21 protein-coding genes are annotated in these 25,403 nt (G+C 54.4%); 11 read left to right on the forward strand and 10 right to left on the reverse strand.

Annotated features, from left to right (window positions below):
• The first annotated feature begins 3 nt into the window (after positions 1 to 3).
• From GOV88_RS03310 to GOV88_RS03330, 5 genes are all read left to right on the forward strand, one after another.
• Entirely contained in the window at positions 4 to 714 is a 711-nt protein-coding gene (locus tag GOV88_RS03310; RefSeq protein WP_171120884.1) for an aspartate/glutamate racemase family protein, read from the forward strand.
• A 224-nt stretch (positions 715 to 938) separates the two neighbouring features.
• Complete coding sequence (locus tag GOV88_RS03315; RefSeq protein ID WP_171239533.1) at positions 939 to 3,029, forward strand: hydantoinase/oxoprolinase family protein; 2,091 nt, start codon at positions 939 to 941, stop codon at positions 3,027 to 3,029.
• A complete protein-coding gene (locus tag GOV88_RS03320; protein WP_171239534.1) occupies positions 3,029 to 4,675 on the forward strand; it encodes a hydantoinase B/oxoprolinase family protein in 1,647 nt (548 codons plus the stop codon). Before GOV88_RS03315 ends, GOV88_RS03320 begins: the two co-directional genes overlap by 1 nt.
• Complete coding sequence (locus tag GOV88_RS03325; RefSeq protein ID WP_171239535.1) at positions 4,672 to 5,739, forward strand: histidinol-phosphate transaminase; 1,068 nt, start codon at positions 4,672 to 4,674, stop codon at positions 5,737 to 5,739. Before GOV88_RS03320 ends, GOV88_RS03325 begins: the two co-directional genes overlap by 4 nt.
• A complete protein-coding gene (locus tag GOV88_RS03330) occupies positions 5,736 to 6,473 on the forward strand; it encodes an Asp/Glu racemase (protein ID WP_171120876.1) in 738 nt (245 codons plus the stop codon). The genes GOV88_RS03325 and GOV88_RS03330 overlap by 4 nt, the downstream gene beginning before the upstream one ends.
• Before the next feature lie 29 nt (positions 6,474 to 6,502).
• On the opposite strand, the gene GOV88_RS03335 is transcribed toward GOV88_RS03330, so the two are convergent.
• The 6 genes from GOV88_RS03335 to GOV88_RS03360 form a co-directional block, all read right to left on the reverse strand.
• Positions 6,503 to 7,222, reverse strand: coding sequence for a hypothetical protein (locus GOV88_RS03335; protein WP_171239536.1), 720 nt, complete (start codon positions 7,220 to 7,222; stop codon positions 6,503 to 6,505).
• Positions 7,223 to 7,382: 160 nt separating this feature from the next.
• The gene (locus GOV88_RS03340; RefSeq protein WP_010442732.1) at positions 7,383 to 8,090 is read right to left on the reverse strand and encodes an IS6 family transposase; all 708 of its coding nucleotides are present in this window, start codon (positions 8,088 to 8,090) and stop codon (positions 7,383 to 7,385) included.
• A 94-nt stretch (positions 8,091 to 8,184) separates the two neighbouring features.
• Positions 8,185 to 8,637 (reverse strand): GNAT family N-acetyltransferase, encoded by a 453-nt coding sequence (locus GOV88_RS03345; RefSeq protein WP_170353132.1) that lies wholly within the window; start codon positions 8,635 to 8,637, stop codon positions 8,185 to 8,187.
• A 55-nt stretch (positions 8,638 to 8,692) separates the two neighbouring features.
• Positions 8,693 to 10,759 (reverse strand): FAD-dependent oxidoreductase, encoded by a 2,067-nt coding sequence (locus GOV88_RS03350; RefSeq protein WP_170352678.1) that lies wholly within the window; start codon positions 10,757 to 10,759, stop codon positions 8,693 to 8,695.
• Positions 10,760 to 10,834: 75 nt separating this feature from the next.
• Positions 10,835 to 11,518 carry a TetR/AcrR family transcriptional regulator gene (locus GOV88_RS03355; RefSeq protein ID WP_170352677.1) on the reverse strand — a complete coding sequence of 228 codons (684 nt, stop codon included), beginning with the start codon at positions 11,516 to 11,518 and terminating at the stop codon, positions 10,835 to 10,837.
• A 157-nt stretch (positions 11,519 to 11,675) separates the two neighbouring features.
• Complete coding sequence (locus tag GOV88_RS03360; protein WP_170352676.1) at positions 11,676 to 12,005, reverse strand: DUF6614 family protein; 330 nt, start codon at positions 12,003 to 12,005, stop codon at positions 11,676 to 11,678.
• Positions 12,006 to 12,082: 77 nt separating this feature from the next.
• Between GOV88_RS03360 and GOV88_RS03365 the strand changes: the two genes are divergently transcribed.
• Positions 12,083 to 13,375 (forward strand): FAD-binding oxidoreductase, encoded by a 1,293-nt coding sequence (locus GOV88_RS03365; protein WP_171239537.1) that lies wholly within the window; start codon positions 12,083 to 12,085, stop codon positions 13,373 to 13,375.
• A 21-nt stretch (positions 13,376 to 13,396) separates the two neighbouring features.
• Here the strand turns inward: GOV88_RS03365 and GOV88_RS03370 are convergent, their stop codons facing one another.
• Positions 13,397 to 14,749 (reverse strand): MATE family efflux transporter, encoded by a 1,353-nt coding sequence (locus tag GOV88_RS03370; protein WP_170352674.1) that lies wholly within the window; start codon positions 14,747 to 14,749, stop codon positions 13,397 to 13,399.
• A 27-nt stretch (positions 14,750 to 14,776) separates the two neighbouring features.
• Positions 14,777 to 15,415, reverse strand: coding sequence for a TetR family transcriptional regulator C-terminal domain-containing protein (locus GOV88_RS03375; protein ID WP_170352673.1), 639 nt, complete (start codon positions 15,413 to 15,415; stop codon positions 14,777 to 14,779).
• Positions 15,416 to 15,485: 70 nt separating this feature from the next.
• Here GOV88_RS03375 and GOV88_RS03380 point away from each other — a divergent pair, with 70 nt between their 5' ends.
• The 4 genes from GOV88_RS03380 to GOV88_RS03395 are packed head-to-tail and all read left to right on the forward strand — an operon-like array spanning position 15,486 to position 21,286.
• Positions 15,486 to 17,192, forward strand: coding sequence for an NAD(P)/FAD-dependent oxidoreductase (locus GOV88_RS03380; protein WP_254449144.1), 1,707 nt, complete (start codon positions 15,486 to 15,488; stop codon positions 17,190 to 17,192).
• Positions 17,189 to 18,721 (forward strand): NAD(P)/FAD-dependent oxidoreductase, encoded by a 1,533-nt coding sequence (locus GOV88_RS03385; RefSeq protein WP_170352671.1) that lies wholly within the window; start codon positions 17,189 to 17,191, stop codon positions 18,719 to 18,721. The genes GOV88_RS03380 and GOV88_RS03385 overlap by 4 nt, the downstream gene beginning before the upstream one ends.
• Positions 18,718 to 19,893 (forward strand): aminomethyltransferase family protein, encoded by a 1,176-nt coding sequence (locus GOV88_RS03390; RefSeq protein WP_170352670.1) that lies wholly within the window; start codon positions 18,718 to 18,720, stop codon positions 19,891 to 19,893. The genes GOV88_RS03385 and GOV88_RS03390 overlap by 4 nt, the downstream gene beginning before the upstream one ends.
• Positions 19,894 to 19,906: 13 nt before the next feature.
• A complete protein-coding gene (locus GOV88_RS03395; RefSeq protein WP_170352669.1) occupies positions 19,907 to 21,286 on the forward strand; it encodes an aminotransferase in 1,380 nt (459 codons plus the stop codon).
• A 33-nt stretch (positions 21,287 to 21,319) separates the two neighbouring features.
• On the opposite strand, the gene GOV88_RS03400 is transcribed toward GOV88_RS03395, so the two are convergent.
• A complete protein-coding gene (locus GOV88_RS03400) occupies positions 21,320 to 22,099 on the reverse strand; it encodes a class I SAM-dependent methyltransferase (RefSeq protein WP_170485041.1) in 780 nt (259 codons plus the stop codon).
• Positions 22,100 to 22,285: 186 nt separating this feature from the next.
• Between GOV88_RS03400 and GOV88_RS03405 the strand changes: the two genes are divergently transcribed.
• Positions 22,286 to 24,745 carry an FAD-dependent oxidoreductase gene (locus tag GOV88_RS03405; RefSeq protein WP_170352667.1) on the forward strand — a complete coding sequence of 820 codons (2,460 nt, stop codon included), beginning with the start codon at positions 22,286 to 22,288 and terminating at the stop codon, positions 24,743 to 24,745.
• A 24-nt stretch (positions 24,746 to 24,769) separates the two neighbouring features.
• Here GOV88_RS03405 and GOV88_RS03410 read toward each other — a convergent pair whose 3' ends face one another.
• On the reverse strand, positions 24,770 to 25,402 hold the full coding sequence (locus GOV88_RS03410; RefSeq protein WP_170352666.1) for a TetR/AcrR family transcriptional regulator: 633 nt from the start codon (positions 25,400 to 25,402) through the stop codon (positions 24,770 to 24,772).
• Position 25,403 lies beyond the last annotated feature (1 nt).

The raw sequence follows: 25,403 nt of genomic DNA on the forward strand, positions 1-25,403 counted from the left end.
GGCATGATCGTGCAAGGTGGAAAATCCATTTACGGTGCCTCGGTGGGCATTCTTATGCTGGATGCGCAGTTTCCACGAATTCCCGGAGATATGGGAAACGCGCTGACATGGCCCTTTCCCGTGCTCTACCGAATAGTGCGTGATGCGTCACCGGACCGAGTTGTTCGCCAAAAGGCCGAAGGCATGTTGGGCGCGTTCGTCGATGCGGCTCTGGATCTGGTCAAGGACGGGGCTGACGGCATTACCACAAATTGCGGCTTTCTTTCGGTCTTTCAAAAGGAACTGTCCGAAGCCATTCCCGTCCCGGTCGCGACATCATCTTTGATGCAAGTGGAAATGGTAAACCGCACCCTTCCAGCGGGCAAACGCGCGGGCATCCTGACGATTTCAGCGTCCACCCTGACGGATGAACATTTGTCTGGCGCTCATGTTCCACTGGGTACTCCAATCGGAACTACTGAGGGGGGTGACGAATTCACACGCGCAATTCTTGGCAATGAGCTGACGATGGATGTGGACAAGGCCCGTGCGGATAACATCGCCGCTGCGTTATCCCTGCAGGCAAAGAACCCTGACTTGGGAGCGATCGTTCTGGAATGCACCAACATGTGTCCCTATGCGGCTGACATTCAAAAGGCTACGAACCTTCCGGTGTTTTCGATGGTCACCTTCGTCAATTGGTTTCAGGCCGGGCTCAACCCGCCGCATTATTGATGCCTCCCGAAAACTGCGCGTTTTGATGTCGCTTACATGCAATAACGTCGCATTTCCACTAGTAAGGCACCGCCTGCGCCTGCAAACTTCCGGTATGCGTATGGCCTGTATTTCTCATCCGATGAACCGTCGCGCGACGGGTTGTGATCTGGTGGTTGCCGCCTGAGCCAAGGGCTTTGTACCCTTTGCGACGGACTGCGATTACTCTGACTTCGGACTACAGAATGACCCCTGATGCGCTGCGCCTCGCCATTGATATTGGCGGCACTTTTACCGACACGGTTCTATTCTCGGGTGAGGACACAATCCTTGCATCCACCAAGACGCTGACCACTCATCAAAACCCCGCTAACGGCGCGATGGAGGGCGCGAGGCGGGTTATCGAGCTATCTGAACGCTCATTATCCGACATCTCCGGCTTCATTCATGGAACAACTTTGGCCACCAATGCCCTGATCGAACGGCGCGGGGCCAAGGTTGCAACGATCACGACAGAAGGCTTCCGCGATATCCTCGAAATCGCTTACGAGCGGAGATATGCGCAATACGATATCAACCTGGAAAAGCCCGACCTGCTGGTGCCCCGGGAACGGGCGTTTACGGTGCGTGAACGTATGTCGGTAGACGGTGAAGTTTTGATCGCGCTGGAGCAGTCCGCAATCGACGCAGTGCTGGAAGAGATCGACGCAAGCGGTGTGGGCGCCGTCGCCATCTGCCTTATGCACGCTTACGCCAACCCTGCGCACGAACGGCAGTTGCAATCAGCTCTGGCCCAAGAACGCCCCGAACTGGCCATCTCAATCTCGTCCGAGGTCAGCCCCGAGGCGCGTGAGTTTGATCGCCTCTGCACCACGGTTGCAAACGCCTATATCCAGCCTTTGATGCAGGCATACCTGACGCGTTTCGCGGATCGGTTCCGTGACGAAGGTCTTGCCTGCCCGATCCTGATGATGACGGCCGGTGGCGGAATGTGCACCCTAAACACCGCGGCGCAATTCCCCATCCGTCTTGTCGAATCCGGCCCGGCCGGGGGCGCCATTTTGGCCGCCCGGATCGCCGCACGCGCGGGTCTGGATCAGGTTCTGTCCTTTGACATGGGCGGAACAACGGCCAAGCTCTGCCTGATCGACAACGCGCGCCCGCAGACCTCGCGTCAGTTCGAAATCGCGCGTGCGGCCCGGTTCATCAAGGGCTCAGGCATGCCTGTGCGAATTCCCGTGATCGAAATGATCGAAATCGGAGCGGGCGGCGGCTCAATCGCTGGGGTGGATCGGTTGGGGCGATTGACGGTTGGGCCGAAATCGGCTGGCTCGGAACCCGGCCCCGTCGCGTTCCTACGCGGCGGCACAGAGCCAACGGTCACAGATAGCGATATCGCACTGGGCTACATCACCCCCGAAACCTTTGCCGAAGGGCACATCGCGATTGACCTTAAGGCTGCGAAACATGCTTTGGATCGCGTGATCGGGACCAAGCTCGGTCTTAACGCAACCGGTGCCGCAGATGGTGTCAGTCGCATCGTCGACGAAAGCATGGCCAGCGCCGGACGCATGCACGCCGTCGAAAGCGGCAAGGAACTGGGCACCCGAACTATGATCGCGTTTGGCGGCAATGGTCCCCTGCACGCAACACGGGTTGCCCGGTCCGCCGGGGTCAACCAGATCGTGATCCCACCAAACCCTGGTGTCGGCTCGGCTGTTGGTTTTCTTTACGCGCCTGTCAGTTTTGAGATTGTGCGGTCTCGTTACTCTTTGTTGGAAAGCATCGAAGTTAACGCAATCAACACGCTCTTCGACGCAATGATTTCCGAAGCAAAACAGGTGGTATCCCAAGGCGCAAGCGATGCGCCAACTCAAACGCAGCGTACCGCGTTCATGCGCTACAGCGGTCAGGGCCACGAGATCGAAATCCCAATGCCCGACCGTCCTCTTTCTGGCGCAGACATAGCCCCCCTTACCCATGCGTTTGAAGAGGAATACCGCAAGCAATTCTCGCGCCCAGTGCCGGGAATGCAGATAGAAATCCTGAACTGGTCGGTGCGCGTGGCGACCGTCGGAAAGGAACCGGCTGCATTGACAGATGCGCCGGTACCTCGCGCAACCAAGTCATCGCAGACACGCCCCATCACCTGCGACCTGACCGGACAAACCGTACAGGCCACATTGATCGCCCGCCCCGACCTGCGCGCGGGCGACTATGTCCCCGGACCCGCGCTGATTACCGAGCCACAGACAACAACGTTGGTCTCCTCCGACTTCGCAGCCCGTGTGGACGCGATCGGGAACCTTGTCCTTACCCGGAAAGGAACAGAATGATGACTCTCTCTCCGGCCCGACTTCAAGTTATGTGGAACCGTCTTCTGGCAGTTGTCGAAGAACAGGGGCAAACCCTGATCAGGGCGGCGTTTAGCCCGATCGTGCGCGAGTGCGGGGATATTTCCGCCGGTATCTTTGATGCGAATGGGCGCATGCTGGCGCAGGCCGTCACCGGCACGCCCGGACATATCAACACAATGGCCGAAGCGGTTCAGCACCTGCGCGCGGCCTTCCCCGTTCAAGACATGAAACCGGGTGACATCTATATGACCAACGACCCGTGGCTGGCCTCGGGGCATTTGAACGACTTTCTTCTGATGATGCCGGCCTTCCGGAACGGACAGGTCGTTGGCTTTACCTCATGCACCTCTCATCTGGTCGATTTGGGCGGGCTTGGAATGGGGCCTGAGGGGTCCGATATCTATGACGAGGGTTTGTTGATCCCGCCCTGCAAACTGGTCGATCAAGGCGTGCCAAATGCCCTGCTTCTTGACATCATCCGCGCAAATTCCCGCGAACCCGTCGCGAATGAGGGCGACATTTACGCACTAATTGCCTGTTGCGAGTCTGGGGTCGACCGTCTGCTATCCATGATGGAGGAATTCAACCTCGACGATCTGGAAACGCTGGGCGCCTATATCATCGACACGTCGCGCCGTGGCACCCAAGCTGCAATCTCCGAAGTGCCTGATGGTGTCTATAAAAACGTCCTGAAAATGGATGGGTATGAGAATGAACTGGAACTTCACGCCACGCTGACCGTCCATCAGGACAGGATGCATGTGGATTTCGCTGGCACCTCTGGATGTTCGCGCAAAGGGATCAACGTGCCGCTGAATTATGCCACGGCCTATACCGTATTTGCGCTGCGCTGCATCGTTGGGTCGGACATACCGAACAACGCAGGATCACTAGAGCCCTTCACCGTTGATGGGCCGAAAGGGTGCATCCTGAACGCCCAAAGGCCCGTTCCCGTCGCCATGCGGCATACTCTTGGTCAGGTGACACCTGACTTGGTACTGGGATGCTTGCATCAAGCCTTGCCTGATCAAGTCCCGGCAGAGGGCGCAAGCTGCATGTTTGACCTGCCCATGCGTCACGCGCCCGAAGTGGCCCGCGACGGTGGACGGGAGTTTGCGATCGAACCAGTACATAATGGTGGAACAGGCGCGCGGCCTCATTCGGATGGCTTATCCGCGACGGCCTACCCGTCCGGCGTTTTTGGCAGTCAGGTCGAAATCACCGAAAGCGTCGCGCCCGTGACGATTTGGCGGCGCGAGCTTAGACCGGATTCCGGCGGCGCGGGGCAATTTCGCGGCGGGCTGGGTCAGCGCATAGAAATGACCTCGTCCAATGGCGCGCCTTTTGTCGTGTTTTTATCGGTTGAACGGTTGAAATTCCCCGCCCTTGGCAGGATGGGCGGCGGTGCGGGCAAACCTGGCCGCATTCACCTTCGCAACTCTGCCGAGGACATTTCGGGCAAAGGTGAGCTGCGCGTTGAACCGAGCGATTACCTGATCTTTGAAACGCCCGGCGGCGGCGGGTTCGGAGATCCAAAGCTGCGCGATCCCCTTTCCCTCGACCTCGATTTAAAACGTGGTTTGGTGACCGCAGAAGGGGCAAAAGCCTATGGAGATGACACATGATCCGCCCGAACGCTTATGTCGCTAACATGGCGGCCTATGCCCTTGCCGATCTGGGCGGGGCGCAGACAATCTCGATGGCGCAGAATGAAAGCGCGTTTCCCGCCAGCCCCGCCGCGATGCGTGCAGGCCAAGCTGCGGCGTCTGACCTGACGCTTTACCCTGACCCCGAGTGGACAGAATTACGCACAGCGATCTCGACCGTGCACCACCTGGACCCAGCGCGCATCCTATGCGGAGCCGGATCAATGGAGCTGATAGGTTGCCTGATCCGCGCATTCGCCGGACCCGGTGTTCGGGTTCTGGGCACGCAGTACGGATATGCTTTCGTGGCGTCGGCAACCGCACAAGCGCAGGCGGACTATCGGACGGCACCCGAGGTTGGCCTGACCGTATCAGTTGACGAAGTTCTTGCCGGGGTAACGCCTGCGACACGCATTGTTTTCATTAGCAATCCAGGCAACCCGACTGGAACGCTTATCCCGAACTCCGACATACTTAGACTGCGCACCGCCCTGCCGAACGATGTGCTGCTAGTAGTTGATCAAGCCTATGCCGAGTTTTCGGACATGGCCAACAACCCTGCGGACATCTTCGCGCTGGTGGACCGAGGTGACACCGTCATCACCCGAACTTTTTCCAAAGCCTATGGCTTAGCCAGCGCCCGCGTCGGATGGGGATATTTCTCTCTGCCCATCGCCGCTGAGTTGCGGAAACTTCTCAACCCAAACAACATATCATCAGCTTCACAAGCTGCAGCCGCCGCTGCTATGCGCGACCAATCCCACATGCGCGATGTGGTCAGCCAAACGGCAAGCCTTCGCGACCAATTTGCGCAAGATTGCTGTGCCCTTGGGCTGATCGTGCCGAACAGCCACACGAATTTTGTCTTGCTCCGCTTTGGTTCCACACACGACGCTCAAAAAGCCGACGCCGCATTGCGGACCGAAAACCTACTGATGCGCGGAATGGCAGGCTATGGCTTGCCGGACTGTCTGCGCGCAACGATTTGCGCTCCTGCGATTATGGACAATGCCCTGAACGTGTTGAAAGGAGTGTTGGCATGACAGAGACACGAACCGCAGCCAAGATTGGTGTGCTCGTCCCCTACACAAACACCAATCTTGAACCTGACATGGAGATGTTGCGTCCGCCGAATACCACGGTTCATTTCCAACGCATGGGTGGCTATGACGTGGATGAGATTCCGGGGGCTGAACAGATGGCAGGTTTGGGTGCCTCGGATATCAGCCATGATCTACGGATGATCGCGGGCGTTCGGCCAGATATTGTGCTGTACGGCTGCACGTCAGCCACCCTGACGCATGGTCCTGTATTCGATACAGAACTCGCAGGTCAGATAAAGACACAATCAGGTGCAGACTCTCTGACAGCCGCGGGGTCATTGATCGCTGGGATCAAAGCTCTGGGCGCAACAAAGGTTGGGTTTTCCTCGCCTTATCTTGGTGAGATCAACACACAGGCCATGGATTTTTTGTCTCAGAACGGGATTGAGACCGTGTGTTGCGCAGATATAGGGCGCGAATTGGGAAATTACGGACAAGGCGAACTGACCCCAGATGAGGTGTTTGACCTAGCCTGCCAAGCAGACCATCCGGATGCGCAGGCAATCGTTCTGAGTTGCACTGACATGCGCGCGGTCGAGGTCATCGACAGAGTTGAGGCGCATCTGGGAAAGCCAGTGATCACCTCCAATCAAGCAATGGTCTTTTGCATGATCCAAAGGTTGAAACTTGACCGCCACGCCGCATTACCGGGCCGCTTGTTCGAACACATTTGAGCCATTCTACCCAGCGGGCGGGAGGCATCCTATGCCGAGGCCGGGTTGTCGTCGTTTTGTAAAAAGGAAATCTGCCGCAAAAGGGCATATCCGAAGATTACCATTCCAAGCATCTCAAAGGATTCTTCAATCGTCGCCAGTAAGAAAAACCTCCAGCCGCGGTCGTCATTGTAGAAATCCACCCAACCGCCCAAAGTTTCGACCATCAACGCACCAAACAGGTAAGTGGCGCCAGCAAGTGCCATCAGACTGGCGACTGCTTTTGGCAGGCGCATGAGAAAGGGCAAATAGAACCCCCCCACAACAAGTGCGAAAAAAGCCCCGATCGGCGTCCAGGAAAAATGCCAAAGCGGGCTTTCGGGCAGGATAGAGCGCATGGGCTGCGTAAACTTCTCATGCACTTGGGCCGCTTCGTCATATCCCATCAGAAACATGACCACAGCAAGGATCAACCAATAGACCGAGTCGCTATCCTTTTGCGTTCGTTTAATCAAAAAAACATAGGTTAACAGGCCAAAGTTCGAGACGAGCAGAAAGTAGTTGTAAATCGTTGGAACGCTTTGCTCGACATCGTGATTAAAACGCCAGGCGAAGAACTTAAGAACCCGGTTGTCCGTGCTCTCAAGGATCAGAATCGAGATCATCGAGAGGGCAAATAAACAAACAATAATCAACGAATTGATACGAAAGTACTTAGAACGAACCGACGCGCTCTGGCCAAGAGGAACGACAAATTCTTCTCCCGGCATTTTGGGCCTCCTGCACTCGTTAACACAATAGCTGACCACGCCTCGGCGCTGTCACAAAAATGAAATAATACATCGTTTTAACCCGACGTTTACTTCAAGTAAACAAGGGTGCTGTCAGACGAATTCGAACCAGTCTCAGTTTGCCGCGGAAACCGCGAACCTATCCGGAACAAAGCTGACGCCACTCGCTAAGAGCGGCGGCGCGGGTCAGCTTGAAGGTGTCTCGACTGGCTAGCGATCTTTCCTGGTTGAAGTGATTGTAGACGGAGGAATGGACGGAGGCGAATTTCTGTAGACTTCGCATGCGCCTGAAACGCTGCATCGCGCGTTCGCGTCGTCGAAACGGCAGGTGTGAATTCTCGGCGCGGTTGTTGAGCCACCTGCCCGTCTGTTGTTTTTCGAACGCGCCTATTTCTCTGAGCGCAGCCTTGTAGGAAGCGAAGCGATCTGTGACGACCTCCTTGGCGCAACCGTGCCGTTTCATCAATTTCCTGAGGAATTTTAGTGCTGCAGCCTTGTTTCGGCGCTTGGTGACAACTGCTTCCAGCACTTCACCTTCGTGATCTACTGCACGCCACAGATAATGTCGCTTGCCATTCACCTTTACGAAAACCTCGTCCACGTGCCACTTCCATTTCGAGAACGCGCGCAGCTGCTGCACACGCTTCCGTCGGATCTCAGCTGCAAACATTGGACCAAACCTGTTCCACCAATATCGGACGGTTTCGTGGCTCACGTCGATGCCTCGCTCGTGCAACAGATCTTCGACATTTCGAAGCGAGAGCGGGAAACGGATGTACAGCATCACCGCAAGGCGGATGACCTCGGGACTGGTTTTGAAGTACTTGAAAGAGGCAGGTTTGGTCATGGGCAAAAGCTACGCAACCGTCCTGCCTGCCTCAAGACAAGTTCTTCTGACAAGACCAGCGCTAAGACGAGTTTTTCTGGCAAGTCGCTACCAATTATTCATCTTTTTCATAAACTATAAATGGCGTTCTCTTAGCGACTTTGTCGTACAGAACTCGACCGGGATAATTAAATTCTTGAGTTGTCCAGTAGGTGGTCGGAACACCGTCCTGCTTGGCGATCTGGAAGACAGTTTCGATTAGAGCTCGACCAACACCTTTTCCTCTAACCTGCTGATCAGCGAAGAGATCCATCAAATAACAGGTATCCTCCACCGACCACATGAACCTATGGTAAAGGTAGTGCGCTAGTCCAACCGGTTTCCCTTCCAACTCAGCGATGAGGCAATTGTATTCACCTGCATCTGTTGACAACAATCTGTTGAACGAAACCTCGTAGACTTCTTCTGAGACAGAGGTCTCGTAGAAATCCAAGTATGCCGTCCATAAGCGCCGCCACTCTTCGTTGTCTTTCAATTCAAGCGGACGGATGATTAAGCCTTCCGGCATGGGTGATTTCTCCTGCGTTCCCTTGAGTGCGTACAACCGAGATCGTCCAGCGCAGTCAAATCGGCTGCTGCCGGACATCCAGACGATCATGTCTAAGTGGAATGTCCTCATCCACTGCTTCGTCCAATTCCTGCGCGTATCGATGGCCTGAATAAACCGCCGCCGCAATTATCGCCGGAGCGTCGCAATCTCCTATGCGACGAAGGCTGAACGGCAAATCCTCGGAACTCGCCCGCCCCAGTAATCCCCTGTAGAGACCATCATTTGGCTTCCGAGCAGTAACCATCACTATGTTGGCAACCGGAACATTCACATTTGGACCGCCATAGGCGCACTCCAACTCTGCGATTTCGCCATCAAATTGCTTAAGCGACTTTGACGGCAGGACCTCGACCCCTAAGCGAAGCAAATGCCTTCTGATGCGCCAACGTTCGGACGTATTTCTTGCCCAGTCAGAAACACTGTCAAACGGTGTGACCAGCGTGACGGCATGTCCCTGCGTTCTGATTTTTTCAGCAACAACACTGGCCATGTAGTAGCCATCACCATCAAAAACGAGCGTTGGTCCAATGGGAAGATTCCCATCCATGATGTCATCGGGAGTAAAGACCCGACCTAAGGCTGACCCTTTTGCGACCGGGGCGAAACGTTCTTCGTCAAAATGCTCTTTTCGCCAAGTCGCGCCGGTTGCGATCGCAACGTGGTCAGCATCGACGGCCAAGATATCGTCAACTGTCAGCGGGCTTTCACGGTAGATTTCAACGTTGGGCATCTCCATCAATTGCTGCTCGCGATAATCTTTGACGCGAATGTACTCGCTCATTCCAGGCAGAGCCGCTTCGCGCGAGACCCTGCCACCCAACTCACGAGTAGCTTCCGCCAATTGGACATCATACCCACGCACGCCAAGTGCCCGTGCCGCTTCCAGTCCGGCAGCGCCTGCCCCGACAATCAAGACGCGCGCATCTGAGGATTTCTTACGAATGATTTCAGGGTGCCAGCCTTTGCGCCACTCCTCTCCCATTGTTGGGTTCTGAGTGCATCGAATAGGTACCCCTATCGAGTCACTGGCGTAACAAACATTGCATCCGATACACTCGCGGATCGCGGACAAGCGTCCTTCTTCGATCTTCTTTGGAAGGTAAGGATCAGCGATTGAGGGGCGTGCAGCCCCAATGAAATCCGTAATCCCCCGCCTGACTTGCGAGACCATGGTATCAGGTGACGTGAAGCGACCAACGGTCACGACGGGCTTATCCGTCACGGACTTGACCCAATGCATATAGGGTTCAAGAGCAGCTTCTTTAGTAAAACGGGAGACACCCATCTCAACCGAGTAATCTGCGATGTTGATATCCCACAAATCCGGAAGATCGGAGAGCATCTCAAACATCTCTCGTCGCTCACCATAGATTGGCTGGCCATCCTCGCCGATCTCTTCGTCAGCCGAGAACCGAACGGCCACGGCGCACCGGTCGCCAACGGCGTCCTTGGTTTCCTGAATCAATTCTCGGGTGAGACGCACCCTATTTTCTAAGTTGCCACCATATTCGTCACCGCGCGTATTCACGCGCGGATGCAAAAAATTCGAGATCAGGTATCCGTGCGTTGCATAGACATAGACAACGTCAAATCCAGCGTCCCGTGCCCTCAATGCGGCCTTTCGATGCCAGCGGCGTAGATCCCGGATGTCCTGCTTGTCCATTGCACGGGTCTGAAAAGGGTGCCCTTTCGTATTGGGACGGCTGTCGACGTCCATGCTCGGCAACCGGGAAAACAAGTTGTTCGAGTTGGCGCCTCCGTACCAAAGCTCAGCACCTGCCAGGCTACCGTATTCGTGTACGGCATCGGTCATAAGGGTGTGCGCCCGAACATCACTTTCATCCCAAAGCGAAGCATAAGGATGCGGTAGGTCATCAGACGACGGGTGGATCGAGTTATACTCTGTGCATATGACGCCCCACCCCCCTTGCGCCTTCACTTTTCGCATTGCAGCAAGAGTACGCGGATATTGCCAACCCATACCTGTACAGTGCGGCACCTGATAGAACCGATTTGGCGCAGTAACTGGCCCGATTTGAACCGGTTCGAAAAGGATATCGTAGCGAGGGTCCCTATCCATTTTTTGATCCTTGGTTGGCTGCGCCATGCGCTGGCTGATCTTGTCTGGAGTGTCCGGTTTGAAAGCCGCTCTGTTTCAACCACCGTTTTTGAACGCGGGCATTCGAAAGTGATCTGGGTAGACCTTGGCAAGAAAGGCGGCAATGTGATCCCGGGCAACCGAACGTTGAAAGTTCTCGGGATAGGTCAAAAGCTCCAACCAGATTCCGTCGTACAGAGATTCCAGAATATTGACGACTTGCCTTGGCGGTATGTCCTTGTATCCACCGTCTTCAGCAATCTCTGAACACAGTCTCAGTGCTACGTCGTACCGCTCCTGATCGATGTCATTGATCAGACTGCGATAGACTTCGCGCCGTCCTGCTTCTCCAAAAAACGCAAACCAAACAGCTAGCTTTTTTGGCGTGCAAATCTGAGGGTAAAAGTGCGCATCGACGATCGCCAACAATTTTTCAGGCGCTGACAATCCTGCATTGTCAAAGGCTTCCAACCACTGTTCGTGGTGTTCCTTTGCTAGAAACAGCAACGTTTCTTCCAGCAAGTTCTGCTTACTTTTGAAGTGGAAGTTGACGATGCCCAATGACAAACCTGCAATCTCGGTCACTGTGGACATGGTCGTTCCACCAATCCCGTTTTCGGCAATCGAGTCGATTGTCGCATCGATGAGTTGTTGTCTCCTTACCTCCTTGGACTCGGTACGACGCCGTCCCTCAGGGTTTGTTTTTTCGATTGGCGATTGTCTCACCAAAATGCATCCCATCTACTAAGCACTTCTTTTGTCTTGCCTGCCCCCAACAGCCGTTCTCACTCAGCGTGTGGACGATTGACATCTAAGCGATAGATGCCATTGATTGAACGATCATTCAATGGAAAAGAGAAAATGATGTGAAAACATCCGGACGTACGCAATCGCAGATCTAGAGTTCCGACCAAAAAGTGAAAACCGGATCGTGCACCAAAGAAATAACTCTACGATGCAAAGCCCCCAAAGGCTCAACGCGGCCTTCAATGGCGGCCCAAGCCGCGTCTGCCTGCGATTGATCCCTGAACTCTACAACAGCCATAAGCGTATGGTTGCGCAGCTCGTCGGTATCGTAACCACTTGCGGGGATGCGCCTGCACAAAGGCGCACCCTCGGCGGCAAGGTCCGTCTTGATCAAGTGTTCGACAAACGCGTTCCACGCCTGCTCGAATGCATCGAGCTCGACGGTTGGTTTCAATTCGAATTGGTTCAAAAGTCTGGGCATTCGTCACATACTATCCGGCAAGTATCACGAGCCAAACCTACGTAGTTCCCCCCACAAGGCAAGCGCGAGGCCACTAGATGATCCGAAACGAAAACCCAGTCATTGCAAATAGCCTGTGGTCAGCAACAGCAGGCTATTCGTCAGAATGTCCACAATTGGTTGGCGAACAGCACTCTGACGTGACCGTGATTGGCGCCGGGTTTACCGGGCTTTCGGCAGCACTTCACCTGGCCGAGAAAGGCGTCAAAGCTGTTGTCATCGATGCGCATCATCCGGGCTGGGGAGCTTCTGGACGTAATGGCGGTCAAATCAATGTAGGCCTAAAGGACGGGCCGACGGGCATCAAAACCAAATTTGGTGACATCTGGGGAACCAGAATGATCCGAATGGCCGGTGACGCCGCCGATCTTGTGTTTGACTTAATAACTCGGCACGGGATTGAGTGCGACGCAAATCGTCCTGGCTGGCTGCGCGCGGCGCATAGTAAAAAAACACTCAGTGAACTACACAAACTAGCCGAGGATTGGGACAACCACGGCGGGGGTATGGTATCGCTTGATCAAAGCGAAATGCAGCGACTGACCGGGACCGAAGCTTACCTTGGCGGCGTTCTGGATCGCCGCGGCGGTGTTTTGCACCCGTTAAACTATGCACTTGGGCTGGCCGAAGCAGGTCGCCGCAATGGCGTGCAAATTTTCGGTGGAACGCCTGCCAAGCAGATTTTGTCAGAGGCCGGTCGCTTTCGGATTGAAACTCCCAAAGGAGCGGTTATCTCAGAAAAAGTGCTGATCTGTACGAACGCCTATTCTGGAGATCTGCATCCGCGCTTGGCTAAATCCGTTTTGCCCGTTCGCTCGGTCCAAGTCGCTACGGCGCCCCTGTCCGACAATGTCCGCCAGTCAATTCTGCCAGAAGGCAACGCTTTGTCGGACGCACGACGCCTGCTTCTGTACTTCAGGCAAGACGCGGAAGGTCGCTTTCTGATGGGAGGACGCGGCACATACAACGACAATTCCACTCTCGAACAAATTGAGCGGTTGAAACGCATTTCTGTTGAACTTTTCCCCCAGTTATCTGGAGTTCAGTGGGAATACGAGTGGGGCGGCTTTGTTGCATTGACGAGAGATCACTATCCACATCTGCATGAGCTCACACCGGGGATTATGACAGGTTTGGGATATAATGGGCGCGGCGTTGCTATAGCTACTACAATGGGGCGCGTCCTCGCTAAATGGGCGAGTGGAACCAAATCAGACGAGTTGGAATTTCCGGTCTCCCCCCTCAGACCACTGCCTTTCTCCTTTGCGAAAGAGACTCTGGTCGAAGCGGAAATCCTGCGCCTGAAACTCTTAGACAAGTTGGGCCTTTAGAAGGCCAGCAAACAGCGCCGCTTAGCGGTTTTGGGAGAAGAAGCGATAGGTCAACGCGATAGCCGCCAAAGAGAGACCTGAGCCGTATCCGATCCAAACTCCGTTGGGACCGAACCCAAGCCAAAAGCCCAGCGCATATCCAAGCGGCAATGCAAAGAGCCAATATGCAATCAGGGTAATCGCAACAGGAACGTGATTGTCCATCATGCCCCGAAAAGCGCCCAGCATTGTCCCCTGCACGCCATCTGCGATCTGCATTGCAGCAATCACAAGGAACATCGATATCGCGAGAGAAACAACTTTTGGATCATCTGAGAGGCTATTGGCCAAAGGAGCGCGGCCAATCAAAATACCAGTAACGACAACGGCCATCCAACTAACGATGACCAACAGCGATGCCAATACTATCGGCTTCAGCCTTTCTTTTTCATTGGCGCCAATGGCCTGAGCTACACGTATCGAAATTGCAATCGAAACGCCCAAGGGCACCATGTAAACTACGTCGCTGACCGCAGAAACGATTTGATGCGCGGCGAGCGCAGCGGCGCTGAACCAACCAAGCATAAGGCCGGCAACTGCGTAAGCGGCCCCCTCCCCCAGATAACCAACGGAGATAATGAATCCTTCTTTGAGCTGCGCTTTGACCTCGGATCTGTCGAAACTCGCGGCCCTCAGAAGGCCTCTCTTTCTTTTCCATACTCGTATGATCACGAGCGCCATGATCAACGGCACTATCTGAGACAACAGACTTGCAATCCCGGCGCCAACAAGACCCAGACCTGGCCAGCCACCAACTCCGTGGATCAAAACATAGTTTGAAGGGATGTTGAAACCGACCGCAAGAAACGCAAGACCAACCCCAATCCACGGACGGTTCATGGCGTCAAAGAGAGCCTTAAGCGTGTAGAAAACCGTGAAGGGCACCAAAAGAAGGCTCATCGCAATCCAATACCCGCCAATTAGACTGACCACTTCAGGCGGCTGCCCAATCCAAGAAAGAGCAGGCTTAAGGCAGATCATTGCAACAGCGCCAACTGACCCCACGACTAGGGAAACAAAAACCCCGGCGTTTGTTGCTGCTGCCAACCCTTGGTCACTTGTTTTCCCAAAAGCTTCGGCCATACGCACACCAATTGCGGACACAAAGCCGTAGAGCGCTGAATAGAAAATGATCAGCACCGAGGCCGTAATTGAGACCGCCGCCAGAGGAAGTGTGCCCAACGGGGCCACCATCACTGTGTCAACGACGCCAATCAAAGCAGCAGCAGCAAGAGAAATGACTATCGGAAAGGCAAGCCGCGCAAGGTAACGCGCCTCTTTTAAGATGGCGCCCCAGGATGGCCGAGGCCGCTGCGATATCCGAACTCGCGTCATATTGTGGGGCCTTTCAGTCGAAATTGACTAAGCCGTATCTCCAAGTAATTCTGGAACCAAACGAACAAGGCATCCCCAGGCAGCTTGCTCCGCCTGCTTTCGGCTCAGGCCTTCCGGAGCTAGATGCAATCGTTGCCAATAGCCATCAGTTAATGTCTCCATCCATTCAGCCATTTGATCTGCTGATATAGCGTCGTCTGCTGAGAGCAGTTCATTCCAGATCAATCTCAAAGTCTCTCTTCGACGTGTCTCAAAATGCTCGGCAACTTCGTCATACTGCAGCTGAAATCGAAGCTCGCCCCAAAATGCATACCAAAGGGGCAAGACATCGGGACCACAGGCATCCGGGTGGAAGTCAGCTTTTATCAAAGCCCTTATCTTTTCGGCGGGCTTGTCCCCTGCTCGCTCTAAAGAAGCTGTCCAGTGCTTTTCGTAACGCTGGTAAAGGTCACGCAATGTTTCTGTCAGAAGACCTAGTTTTGACTTGAAGTAAAACGCCGCGACACCCTGAGAAAGCTCAGCCTCAGACGCCACCGTTGCAAGCGTCGTTTTTGCCAACCCGTGCGTCAATATAGAGCGGCAAGCCGCGTCCAGCAGCTGCCGGCGACGACGATCTGCGTTCTCCTTCCGCTCTTTGCGAGGACGTTTCCGCTCAACTTCGACCAATTGCCGCTCCTCCTACGAATGCAGCCATCTACAGCGCGCAAAAAAGATGCGTCAATAGCTTGAAGTTTATTTGAGCGCTCAAATAAACTTTACGAACGCGCACCCGATCTGTAAACGGAAGAGAAAGGGATGGAGCAATTTGACAGTTGATAACAGATACGATGTGATTGTGGCTGGCGCTGGTCACAACGGATTAACCGCCGCAGCCTATTTGGCGCGCGCTGGCATGCGTGTTTTGGTGGTCGAAAAGAACGACTGGATTGGTGGCGCGGCAGTCAGCCGGTCGCTACACGAGGGTTGGACATACTCCAACTGCTCGTACGTTTGCTCTCTTCTGCGGCGCGAGATTGCCAGGGACCTCGAGCTTCCGAAATACGGACTTCAGGTTATTCCGTATGAAGGCGGCGCGAGCTTCACACGCGATGGGGATTACTTCGCCTACTATTCCGATCACAACGCACTGAAGCGTGAGATGGCACGTCATTCTGAAAAAGATGCCGACGCCTATCGCCGCTATTCGCAAGCCATTATGCGGCAATGCCGTTTTATCCGTCCCTTTCTACTTCGGGACGCACCGGACCCCGCTTCTCTCCATCCGCGCGATCTCGGCGAACTGGCATACCTCGTAAAAAAAGCACATGGTCTGGGCAGTCGGGAGCTTGGTGAAACGCTGAAGTTCTGGACAATGTCCATTGGTGACTTCTTGGATGAACATTTCGAAAACGACCTGATTAAGGCCCATTTGGCAGGCTCAGGTATTATCGGAACCGGCCTCGGGGTGTATTCGCCCGGAACAGCCTACGTTCTGCTGCACCACTACATGGGTGACATTGATGGCGGCATCGGTGCCTGGGGTTTCGCGCGCGGTGGGATGGGCGCGATTTCGAATGCGATTGCTGCCTCATTCAAAGAGCACGGGGGTACGATTCACACAGGTTCAGGGGTTGAGAAAATCCTCAGCAAAGATGGACGCGTTGAAGGTGTAGCTCTCGAGGACGGCAAGGTTTTTTATGCCCCTGTCGTTGCCTCCAATATGGATATCAAACGCACTGTTCTGCACCATATTGACGCGGCCGAGTTGCCGGATGACTTCACCAAGGCGGTGCGGAACTTCAAAATTCGCGGATCTTCGGCGAAACTCAACATCGCACTTGATCGCTTTCCAAATTTCCCTGCAGCACCCGAGCACACCAGCTTCCTCAGGGGTGATTTGCATGTGTCGCAGAGCCTCCTTGAACTTGAAAAGGCCTACGATGATTGGAAAGTCGGGCGCTGGTCGGAAAAGCCTTATATTGACATGCTCATCCCTAGCCAGATTGATCCGACTATGGCGCCGACAGGTGCCCACATGATGACGGTTTTCGTCCAATATGCGCCTTATGACCTAGAAGTCGACGGCGTTAAATCGGCCGAGAATTGGGACGAAAAGCAGCGCAACGCGATGGCAGAAACTGTACTCGACCAGATGTCTGTGGCGTGTCCCGACATTCGCGAGCGCGTTGTTCATATGGAAGTTCGCTCACCATTGGAAATTGAGCGCGAGGTCGGTCTGACAGAGGGCAACATTTTCCAAGGCGAACTGACTTTTGATCAGCTTTTCTTCAATCGGCCCGTCCCGGGTTGGTCGCAGTACAATTTACCTATCAAGGGGCTTTATTTGTGCGGGTCGTCCGCCCATCCCGGCGGAGGGGTTATGGGGGCCCCAGGTGCAAACGCTGCCCGCGCTATTCTCAGAAAAGAAACACGGCATGGCCGAATGAAGGGGTATGCCGCATGAGCCAATTTGATGCGATTGTCGTTGGCGGCGGTGTAAACGGCCTGATTGCCGGAACACTCCTTGGTCGACGCGGCAAGAATGTCTGTATCATTGAGAAATCCGACAGGTTCGGCGGCATGGCGTCTTATTCTGTGGACGGCGGTCCGACCCTTGCACATTCGCTATACAACCTGAGCCCGCGGGCATTGGGTGACATCGGCATAGGTATTCAACACCCTGTCCTGTCCAGCAAACCCGTCTCCACGGTCTCTCTGTCTGAGGATGGGCGGCACATCGTCTTCAAGAACGACGGCGTGTATTGGAGCGACGGGACAAAACACCGGGAATCAGATGCCTGGTCTGATCTGACACGCCAGCTGATTACATATGGAGACCTTTTGCGCCAACTCGCCGAGGCTCCACCTCCCGGGGGGCAAAAGGCCATCCTTTCCCGGGGTGCGCTCAACGAGTTCTTGCGCCTGGCGAAACTGGGCATAGACCTGAAAAAGCTGGGCAAATCTGAAATGCGGCGTTTCCTGCAGGTCGTCTTATCTAATGTCCACGACATTATCCTAGATGACCTGTCGGAAGGACCGGTGGCTGGAATGCTTGCTGCTGATGCAATCTGGGGGACAGCCACTGGTCCAAGATCTCCGGGCACTGTGTTCAATCTGATCTATCGTTTGGGTCACGGAGGGACCATCACTCAACCAGCAGGCGGGATGTGCGCGTTAACCGATTTGATGGTGGAAGCTGCGCAAAAGGCAGGTTGCCTGCTGATGCCGGACACTGAAGTATCCCGCATTCTGTTGGACAACGATGCAGTCTCCGGAGTGGAAACCACCGATGGACGAACCATTGCCGCGCCTAATGTGCTCAGCAGCCTTGCCCCGAAACTAACAAGCCGAATGACCGGTCCCTCTGCCTTTGACATCGAAACGATGCGGCGAGTGCGAAATATACGGGCGCGTGGAACAACGGCTAAGGTCAATCTACGGCTCAAGGATAGCTCCGCCCTGCCCAGCCTGAGTGACGAATTGGCACACGAACGTCTGATCTATGCTCCTTCTGTGGAATACGTCGAAGCTGCGTTCAATCCGGCTAAGTATGGTCAAATGTCCAAAGCACCTGTGATTGAAGCTTTCAAAATGCAGACAGCCGACGGGGCAAGCTGGCTGTCAACCATAGTGCAATATGCGCCATCTGACCTTGAAGGCGGCTGGACTGAGACTGCAAAGGAACAGCTTGCGGAAATTGCAGTCGAAACTCTTAGCCGCGCCCTGCCCGGCTTGGGTGATCAAATTGCAGGTAAGCAGGTCATAACACCGGATAAAATCGAAAGCGCAACCGGAGCGCCCGGCGGGCACTGGCACCATGCAGAAATGTCTTTGGACCAGCTCCTGACACTTCGGCCCACGAACGGGATGTCCAGATACTCCATGGGGCCGAAAGGGCTGTTCCAATGCGGTGCAGCAACGCATCCCGGTGGCGACGTCATGGGCCTCGCTGGTCGCAATGCGGCCCTGGCGGCGCTGGAGGCTCTGCCATGAGCATCTTTACCGATCCAAAACTCGGTTTGATACCCGGGCCATTTCACAAAAAACTCGAAGAGCAAAATCGCGCACAAAATTGGTACGATTGGGCCGGTTATGCTGGCCCGGGTGTGCTGGACAGTGTCGAGTTCGAGTACTTCGCGCTGCGAAATCAGGCCTCTTTGTTTGATATCTCACCAATGCACAAGTACCGATTGACCGGGCCGGACACGACCGCGATGCTCAATCGCCTCGTGACACGGGACGTCCGAAAAATCAGCGTTGGTCGCGTGGGGTACGCGGTCTGGTGTGATGAAGAGGGTATGATCATCGATGACGGGACTCTTTTCCATCTTGGCGACAACGATTGGCGCCTTTGTTGTCAGGAACAAATGCTGACATGGCTACTCGACGCTGCATGGGGTTTTGACGTTTCAGTCGTCGACGAAACTCACAGTGTTGCTGGACTTTCGCTGCAAGGGCCGACCTCTTATGCAGTTTTGGAAGCCGCTGGTTTAGATGTCAGCAAGCTGAAGCCATTCGATCTCGCTCAAATTGAACACAGTCTCATGATCTCGCGGACGGGTTTTACTGGTGACTTAGGTTACGAGCTCTGGTGCGACTGGGACAAGGCAGAAGCGCTTTGGGACAGAATTTGGAAAGGCGGCACACATCAGGGACTGCGCGCCATTGGATACGAAGCTGTAAACTTGGCCCGCATCGAAGCCGGTTTTCTGACCGCAGGTGTGGATTTTCAACCGGTTCATGCGACCGAACGGTTGCACCGAGGCCAAACACCCTTCGAACTTGGTCTGGGTCGGCTAGTCGATTTCAACAAAGGACATTTCAATGGCCGGCGAGAGCTGCTGTCCAAGCGAGAGAATCCAAGAAGCCTCCTCCTACGTTTCGATGTCGAAGGATTCAAACCCTCGGAAGGGTCGTTGATCTACAATCGACGCAAAAAAGAAGTTGGGCACATAACATCCGGGATATGGTCGCCGACCGCCAAGCGCAGCATTGCGTTGGCCCATGTCCGTATGCCGGATGCTGGCCGGTCATCTGGCTTAAAGGCCGAGATTTACACTCTGCAAGAAGGCAAATGGCGCACCAGGATGGCGCGCCTCACTCCTGTCACCAAAGCCTTTTTCGCACCGCCCCGCGCACGAGCTACGCCACCGGCCCGCACCTAAAGGAGAAGCAGACGTGAACACCCTGGGTAATACACCAACCGACGGCGACCTTGTCGCTTGGGATCGCGACCATCACCTACATCCTTGGGCCGGAACCAACGGCTTTGGGTCTGACGAGTACATGCGGGTAAATACAGCGGATGGTATCTACCTTTGGGATGCTGCAGGGAAGCGATATATCGATGGCCCTGGCGGAATGTGGTGCACACAGATCGGATATGGGCGTCAAGAGATGGCTGATACCATTTCCCAACAGGTTGTGAAGATGCCCTACGCGTCGCCGTGGTCGTTTACGACCGAACCCGCGGCAGTTTTGGCGCGAATGATCGCCGAACGTACACCAGGCGATCTGAACACGGTGCACTTCACGACCGGTGGGTCTACGGCCGTTGACACCGCACTGCGGACCGCACTTTTCATGAACAAACGGCTTGGCCGACCGGAGAAGAGGATCGTGATCGGCCGGGAAAAAGGCTACCACGGCTCAACCTTTCTCGCCGCGACTGTCACTGGAAAAGAACGTTTCGAAACGAGCTTTGAGAAAGCTCAGGATCTGGTGCGTTTTCTGCCCGACGTGAATCCCTACCACCGGCCAGAGGGCATGAGTGTTGATGCCTGGTGCGACGCCAAAGTTGCGGACCTTGAGAACCTGATTGCTGACGTCGGCGCCAACCGTATTGCCGCCTTTATCGCGGAACCGATCCTATGTTCCGGTGGCGTGATCGTTCCACCTCCGGGTTATCACAAGCGCACGCTCGAAATTTGCCGGGCAAACGACATTCTGTACATTTCGGATGAAGTCGTAACCGGCTTTGGCAGGCTGGGCCATTGGTTCGCCTCAGAAGAGGTCTTTGGCATCGTCCCTGACATTATCACCTGCGCAAAAGGTTTAACCTCGGGCTATCTGCCGCTAGGTGCCTGCGTAATCTCGGACGCAGTAGTGAAACGCATTTCAGACGCACCGGGAGAGGATGTTTTCTACAACGGCTACACATACTCCGGGCACCCTGTGAGCTGCGCGGCTGCCATTAAAAATATTGAAATCATGGAGCGCGAGGACATCCTAGGACACGTTCAACGCGTCACACCGCATTTCCAGGACCGCCTAAATCAAATAAAGGAAAAGTTTCCGATAGTTGGGGATGTGCGCGGTGACGGGCTCCTCGGGTGCATAGAATGTCGCCCTGAATTGAACGTCGAGAGTTATGAAGCGCATGTGAAGTTTGGACAGAAACTGGACGATGCGTGCGAGGAGATGGGACTCCTGTTGCGACCATTTGGAAACATGGCCGTGTTCTCGCCCCCTCTGATCATAACTCCGTCGCAGATAGATGAAATGTTCGACATCATGGAAGCTGGTATGGCGCAGGTCAGCAAGGACTACGACGCATAACGGTCATCGCGCCCATTCAAAGTTCCAGTCAGATCAGGCAGGTTTCCGACCACGGATGTGATGCGGGCAATGCTCTCCGGTTTTCAACACTGGCTGCATAGCGTCCCAGATCTCGATCTGATGTTCGATAAACTCCGCACCATGCCGAGCTTCCCAGTCGGCTCGGTTTGGCCCGGTCAATTCCTCAAGCTCAGCAGCTGATACCTGAGCATACCAAGGGTTGCGGTTGACTAACTCTACGTCCTCAAAGCCAGCCAGCTCCATCGCAGCGCGGTACTTAGAGGGCGACGCCATCTGAAACTCTAAGGCTTCCATCTTTACGTAGTGCGCCATTTCTGGTGACATCTCACCATCATGATTGGTCAGCCAGTCAGAAGCAGCGAAATGACCGCCTGGTTTGAGCACACGAAAAGCTTCCGCAGCCATCGTTACTTTGTCGGGGATATGGATTATCGAGTCTTTCGAAAACACTACGTCAAAAGCACCATCTTCGAATGGCATTGGACCTGGAGTGACCCGTATGATTTCGACCTTCTCCTCCAAGCCTGCCTGCTTAGCTCGCTCTCTCGCAGCCGCGCAAACTGGGGCCTCTACATCAATCCCCGTAACTCTAGCGGCGCCGAACTCCCGTGCCATCAACACTGCAATGGCCCCAGATCCGCATCCGATATCAAGGATATGCTTATCTTTCAGATCAATCCCTTTAACAACACGCGCAACTTCTTCAGGGCCTCCCGGTGAAAGAAACCCCTCTCCCCAGAGCTCTTCCAGAAAGCTGATTGCCTGTTGGTCATATAGGATCTCGTCTGACATAGGATTCCCCCGCATCTGATTGTCAGTCAGTCACTGCAGTGAAACCTTTTATCTCATCTCAGACAAGCTTTATCGCGAAATCGCAGGTCATAGATTCAGCTATAATTGAATGATCATTCAGTCAGTAGACAGCAAGTGATTTGGCTGGTATTCGGAGAAAAGAACGCCTAAAAGGATTTTCTCGCAATGGCTGACACCCTACCGACGCATGCCCAAACCGTGATTATTGGTGGGGGGTCGATCGGCGCGAACACGGCCTATCACTTGACTAAGCTTGGCCATACCGATGTTGTCGTTCTGGAACAGGGACAACTGACATCAGGGACCACTTGGCATGCCGCCGGCCTGATAGTAGCCGGCCTTCTCAAATCCGAAGCTGAGTGCGCTATCTACACGCACGGTCGAGACCTTTATGCGAAACTAGAGAAGGAAACCGGTATATCCACAGGTTTCCGCGACGTTGGATATCTGCAGATTGCAACCAATGAAGAACGCCTGCATGAGATGCGTCGCGTCGCAGCCTTCATGCGGCGTTTTGGGATAAACAACCACGAAGTCTCAGTAAAAGAAGCGCAGGATATGTTCCCTATAGGGGACCTCTCAGACGTCGTTGGAGCGTTCCTCATTCCGGAGGACGGTCGGGCCAACCCGGTGGACGTGACAATGTCTCTGACCAAGGGAGCCAAAAACAGAGGCGCACGTTTCTTTGAAGGCGTGCGGGTTGAAGAGATTTTAGCCAGGAACGGCACTGCGACCGGGGTCCGCACTGCGAACGGTCATACTATAACAGCCGAAAACGTTGTGATCTGCGGAGGCATGTGGTCTCGCCAACTTGGTGCAAAACACGGTGTAAATCTACCGCTCCAGGCGGCTGAACACTACTACCTGATAACGGAAAGTATCCCGGGCCTACCTCGCGATCTACCCGTTCTCGAAGACCCTTCCACCTACACTTATTACCGTGAAGAAGTCGGCGGGATGATGTTAGGGCTTTTTGAGCCCGGCGCTGCGGCTTGGAAGCTCGATGGTATCCCGGATGAATGGCAATTCGGAGAGATTGAACCAGATTGGGAACGTGTTGGGCCCGACCTGGAGAAAGCCTATTCGCGCGTGCCTGACACCATGAACTACGGTGTCAAAAAACTATTCTGCGGCCCTGAGAGCTTTACGCCTGATCTTGCGCCGCTTGTTGGCTCGACGCCTGAACTGCGCAATCTCTGGGTTGCATGTGGGATGAACTCACTTGGCATCCTGAATGGCGCGGGTACGGGAATGGTTTTGGCCCATTGGATGGTGGACGGCTTGCCGCCCATCGATGTTACCGGCATCAACGTCAATCGCTTTTCCCGTGAAATGGCGACACCGGCCTTTCGACGCGACAGAACACCTGAGTTGCTGGGAAAGCTCTTTGGTCAGCACTACCACAATGAGAACTACAAAACGGCCAGGAACGTTAAGCGTTCAATGCTCTATGACCGTCTCAAAGCGGCCGGAGCCTTTTTCGGCGAAGGAAATGGTTGGGAACAACCTGATTGGTTTGCTCCGACGCCCGAAGAGGCCAAAGTCGAGAAATACAGTTGGCATCGCCAAAATTGGTTTGAATGGCACGCTGAAGAACACCGGGCAGCACGCGAGGATGTCATCGTAATGGACATGACATCAATGGCGTGTTTCAGCGTCGAAGGACCGGATGCCTGCGCCCTCCTCTCTCGCCTTTCCTGCAATGACGTTGATGTTGAACCCGGTCGCGTCGTCTACACGGCCTGGGTAAATGAACGGGGTGGGTTTGAGGCAGACCTTACGGTTACCCGGCTATCCGATCGGAAATACTGGGTCATCGTGGGAGAAAACTCGGCGGGTCATACCGAGATGCGCATGCGACGGCACGTCCTGGACAACGAGAACGTTGTTATAACAGACATCACCGCAGGGCGCTGCCAAATCAACGTTCACGGCCCAAAGTCGCGTGAACTATTGAGCAGAATATCCGGAGCTGATTTGTCGGACGAAGGTTTTCCCTTCATGACAGCGCGTGAAATCGACATCGGGTACGCCGTAGTTATGGCCTATCGCGTGACGTTTGTTGGCGAACTCGGCTGGGAACTTCACGTACCGGCCACTCAGGCCATTCAGACCTACGATCTGATTATGGAAGCAGGTCGAGATCTGGGTGTTCGCAATGCTGGAATGCAAACTCTCAACTCCCTACGGCTAGAGAAGGCTTATCGTGATTTCGGAATTGACGTGGACAACACGGACAACCCAATTGAGGCCGGGCTTGGTTTTGCCATCAAATTGGACAAACCCGGTGGCTTCATCGGCAGGGAAGCACTCGCCACGATCAAGGCGAAAGGCACGCCCAACAACCGGATGTTGCAGTTCCTGCTAAAAGACCCAGAGCCTCTCATGTACGGCAATGAGATGATTTATCTAAACGGCAATGAAGTCGGATATATTCAAGTTGGCGGATATGGGCACACGCTCGGCGCTGCCGTCGGCATTGGTTTCGCCGAGATTGACGAACCGTTGACCGCGGACATAGTCGCAACTGGGCATTGGCAGATCGAAATCGCAGACGAGAAATACGACGCGGCAGCCTCGTTAAAGCCGCTCTATGACCCCGGCATGCACAAAATAAAGCGCTGAAGCCATATTGTTCGATGCTTTCGCTCAGACTGGAAAGTGTTTTGGGAAGAACCGCGACAGCGAAAGCATGCAAACATCCCTGAATTCCCGACGATCAGCCACTTTTGGATACAACATCAAACTTAGCCAGGCCCCGTCTGACATCGCCTCTACGGCCCGAGCTGTTTTTTCTGGATCAAGATCGTCGTAGCCACCGTCGGCAATCAATTCACCACATAGGTGCAAAATTCTATCATATCTTTCGTTGTCATATTTATTATGAATCTTCAGGTAATTAGGCCGATACTTCGCTTGCCCCCAGAAGGCAAACCAGACGGCCAACCGCTTGTGGGTACAAATGCTCTTGTCAAAGTCCGCTCGAATAATCGCAGCCAGCCGATGTGCGGCTGTAGGTTCCGCAGCCTCATAGTATTTGAGCCAATTTTCATAGTGTTCTTGTGCAAGGAAACCCAGCGCGGCGTCATACAAAGCTTCCTTACTGTCGAAGTGATAATTCACCACGCCATGGGACAGATTGGCTGTTTCTGTCACGTGTTTAAGCGTCGTGTCAGAAAACCCGCGTTTCGAGATCGAGTCTATGGCGGCCATGATCAACTGTAAGCGACGAACTTCGGGAGGTTCGGTGCGTCGTTTTTTCTGAAGCTCATGCGTCTCCAAT

Source organism: Ruegeria sp. HKCCA5491 (assembly GCF_013034565.1).
Classification (GTDB): Bacteria; Pseudomonadota; Alphaproteobacteria; order Rhodobacterales; family Rhodobacteraceae; genus Ruegeria.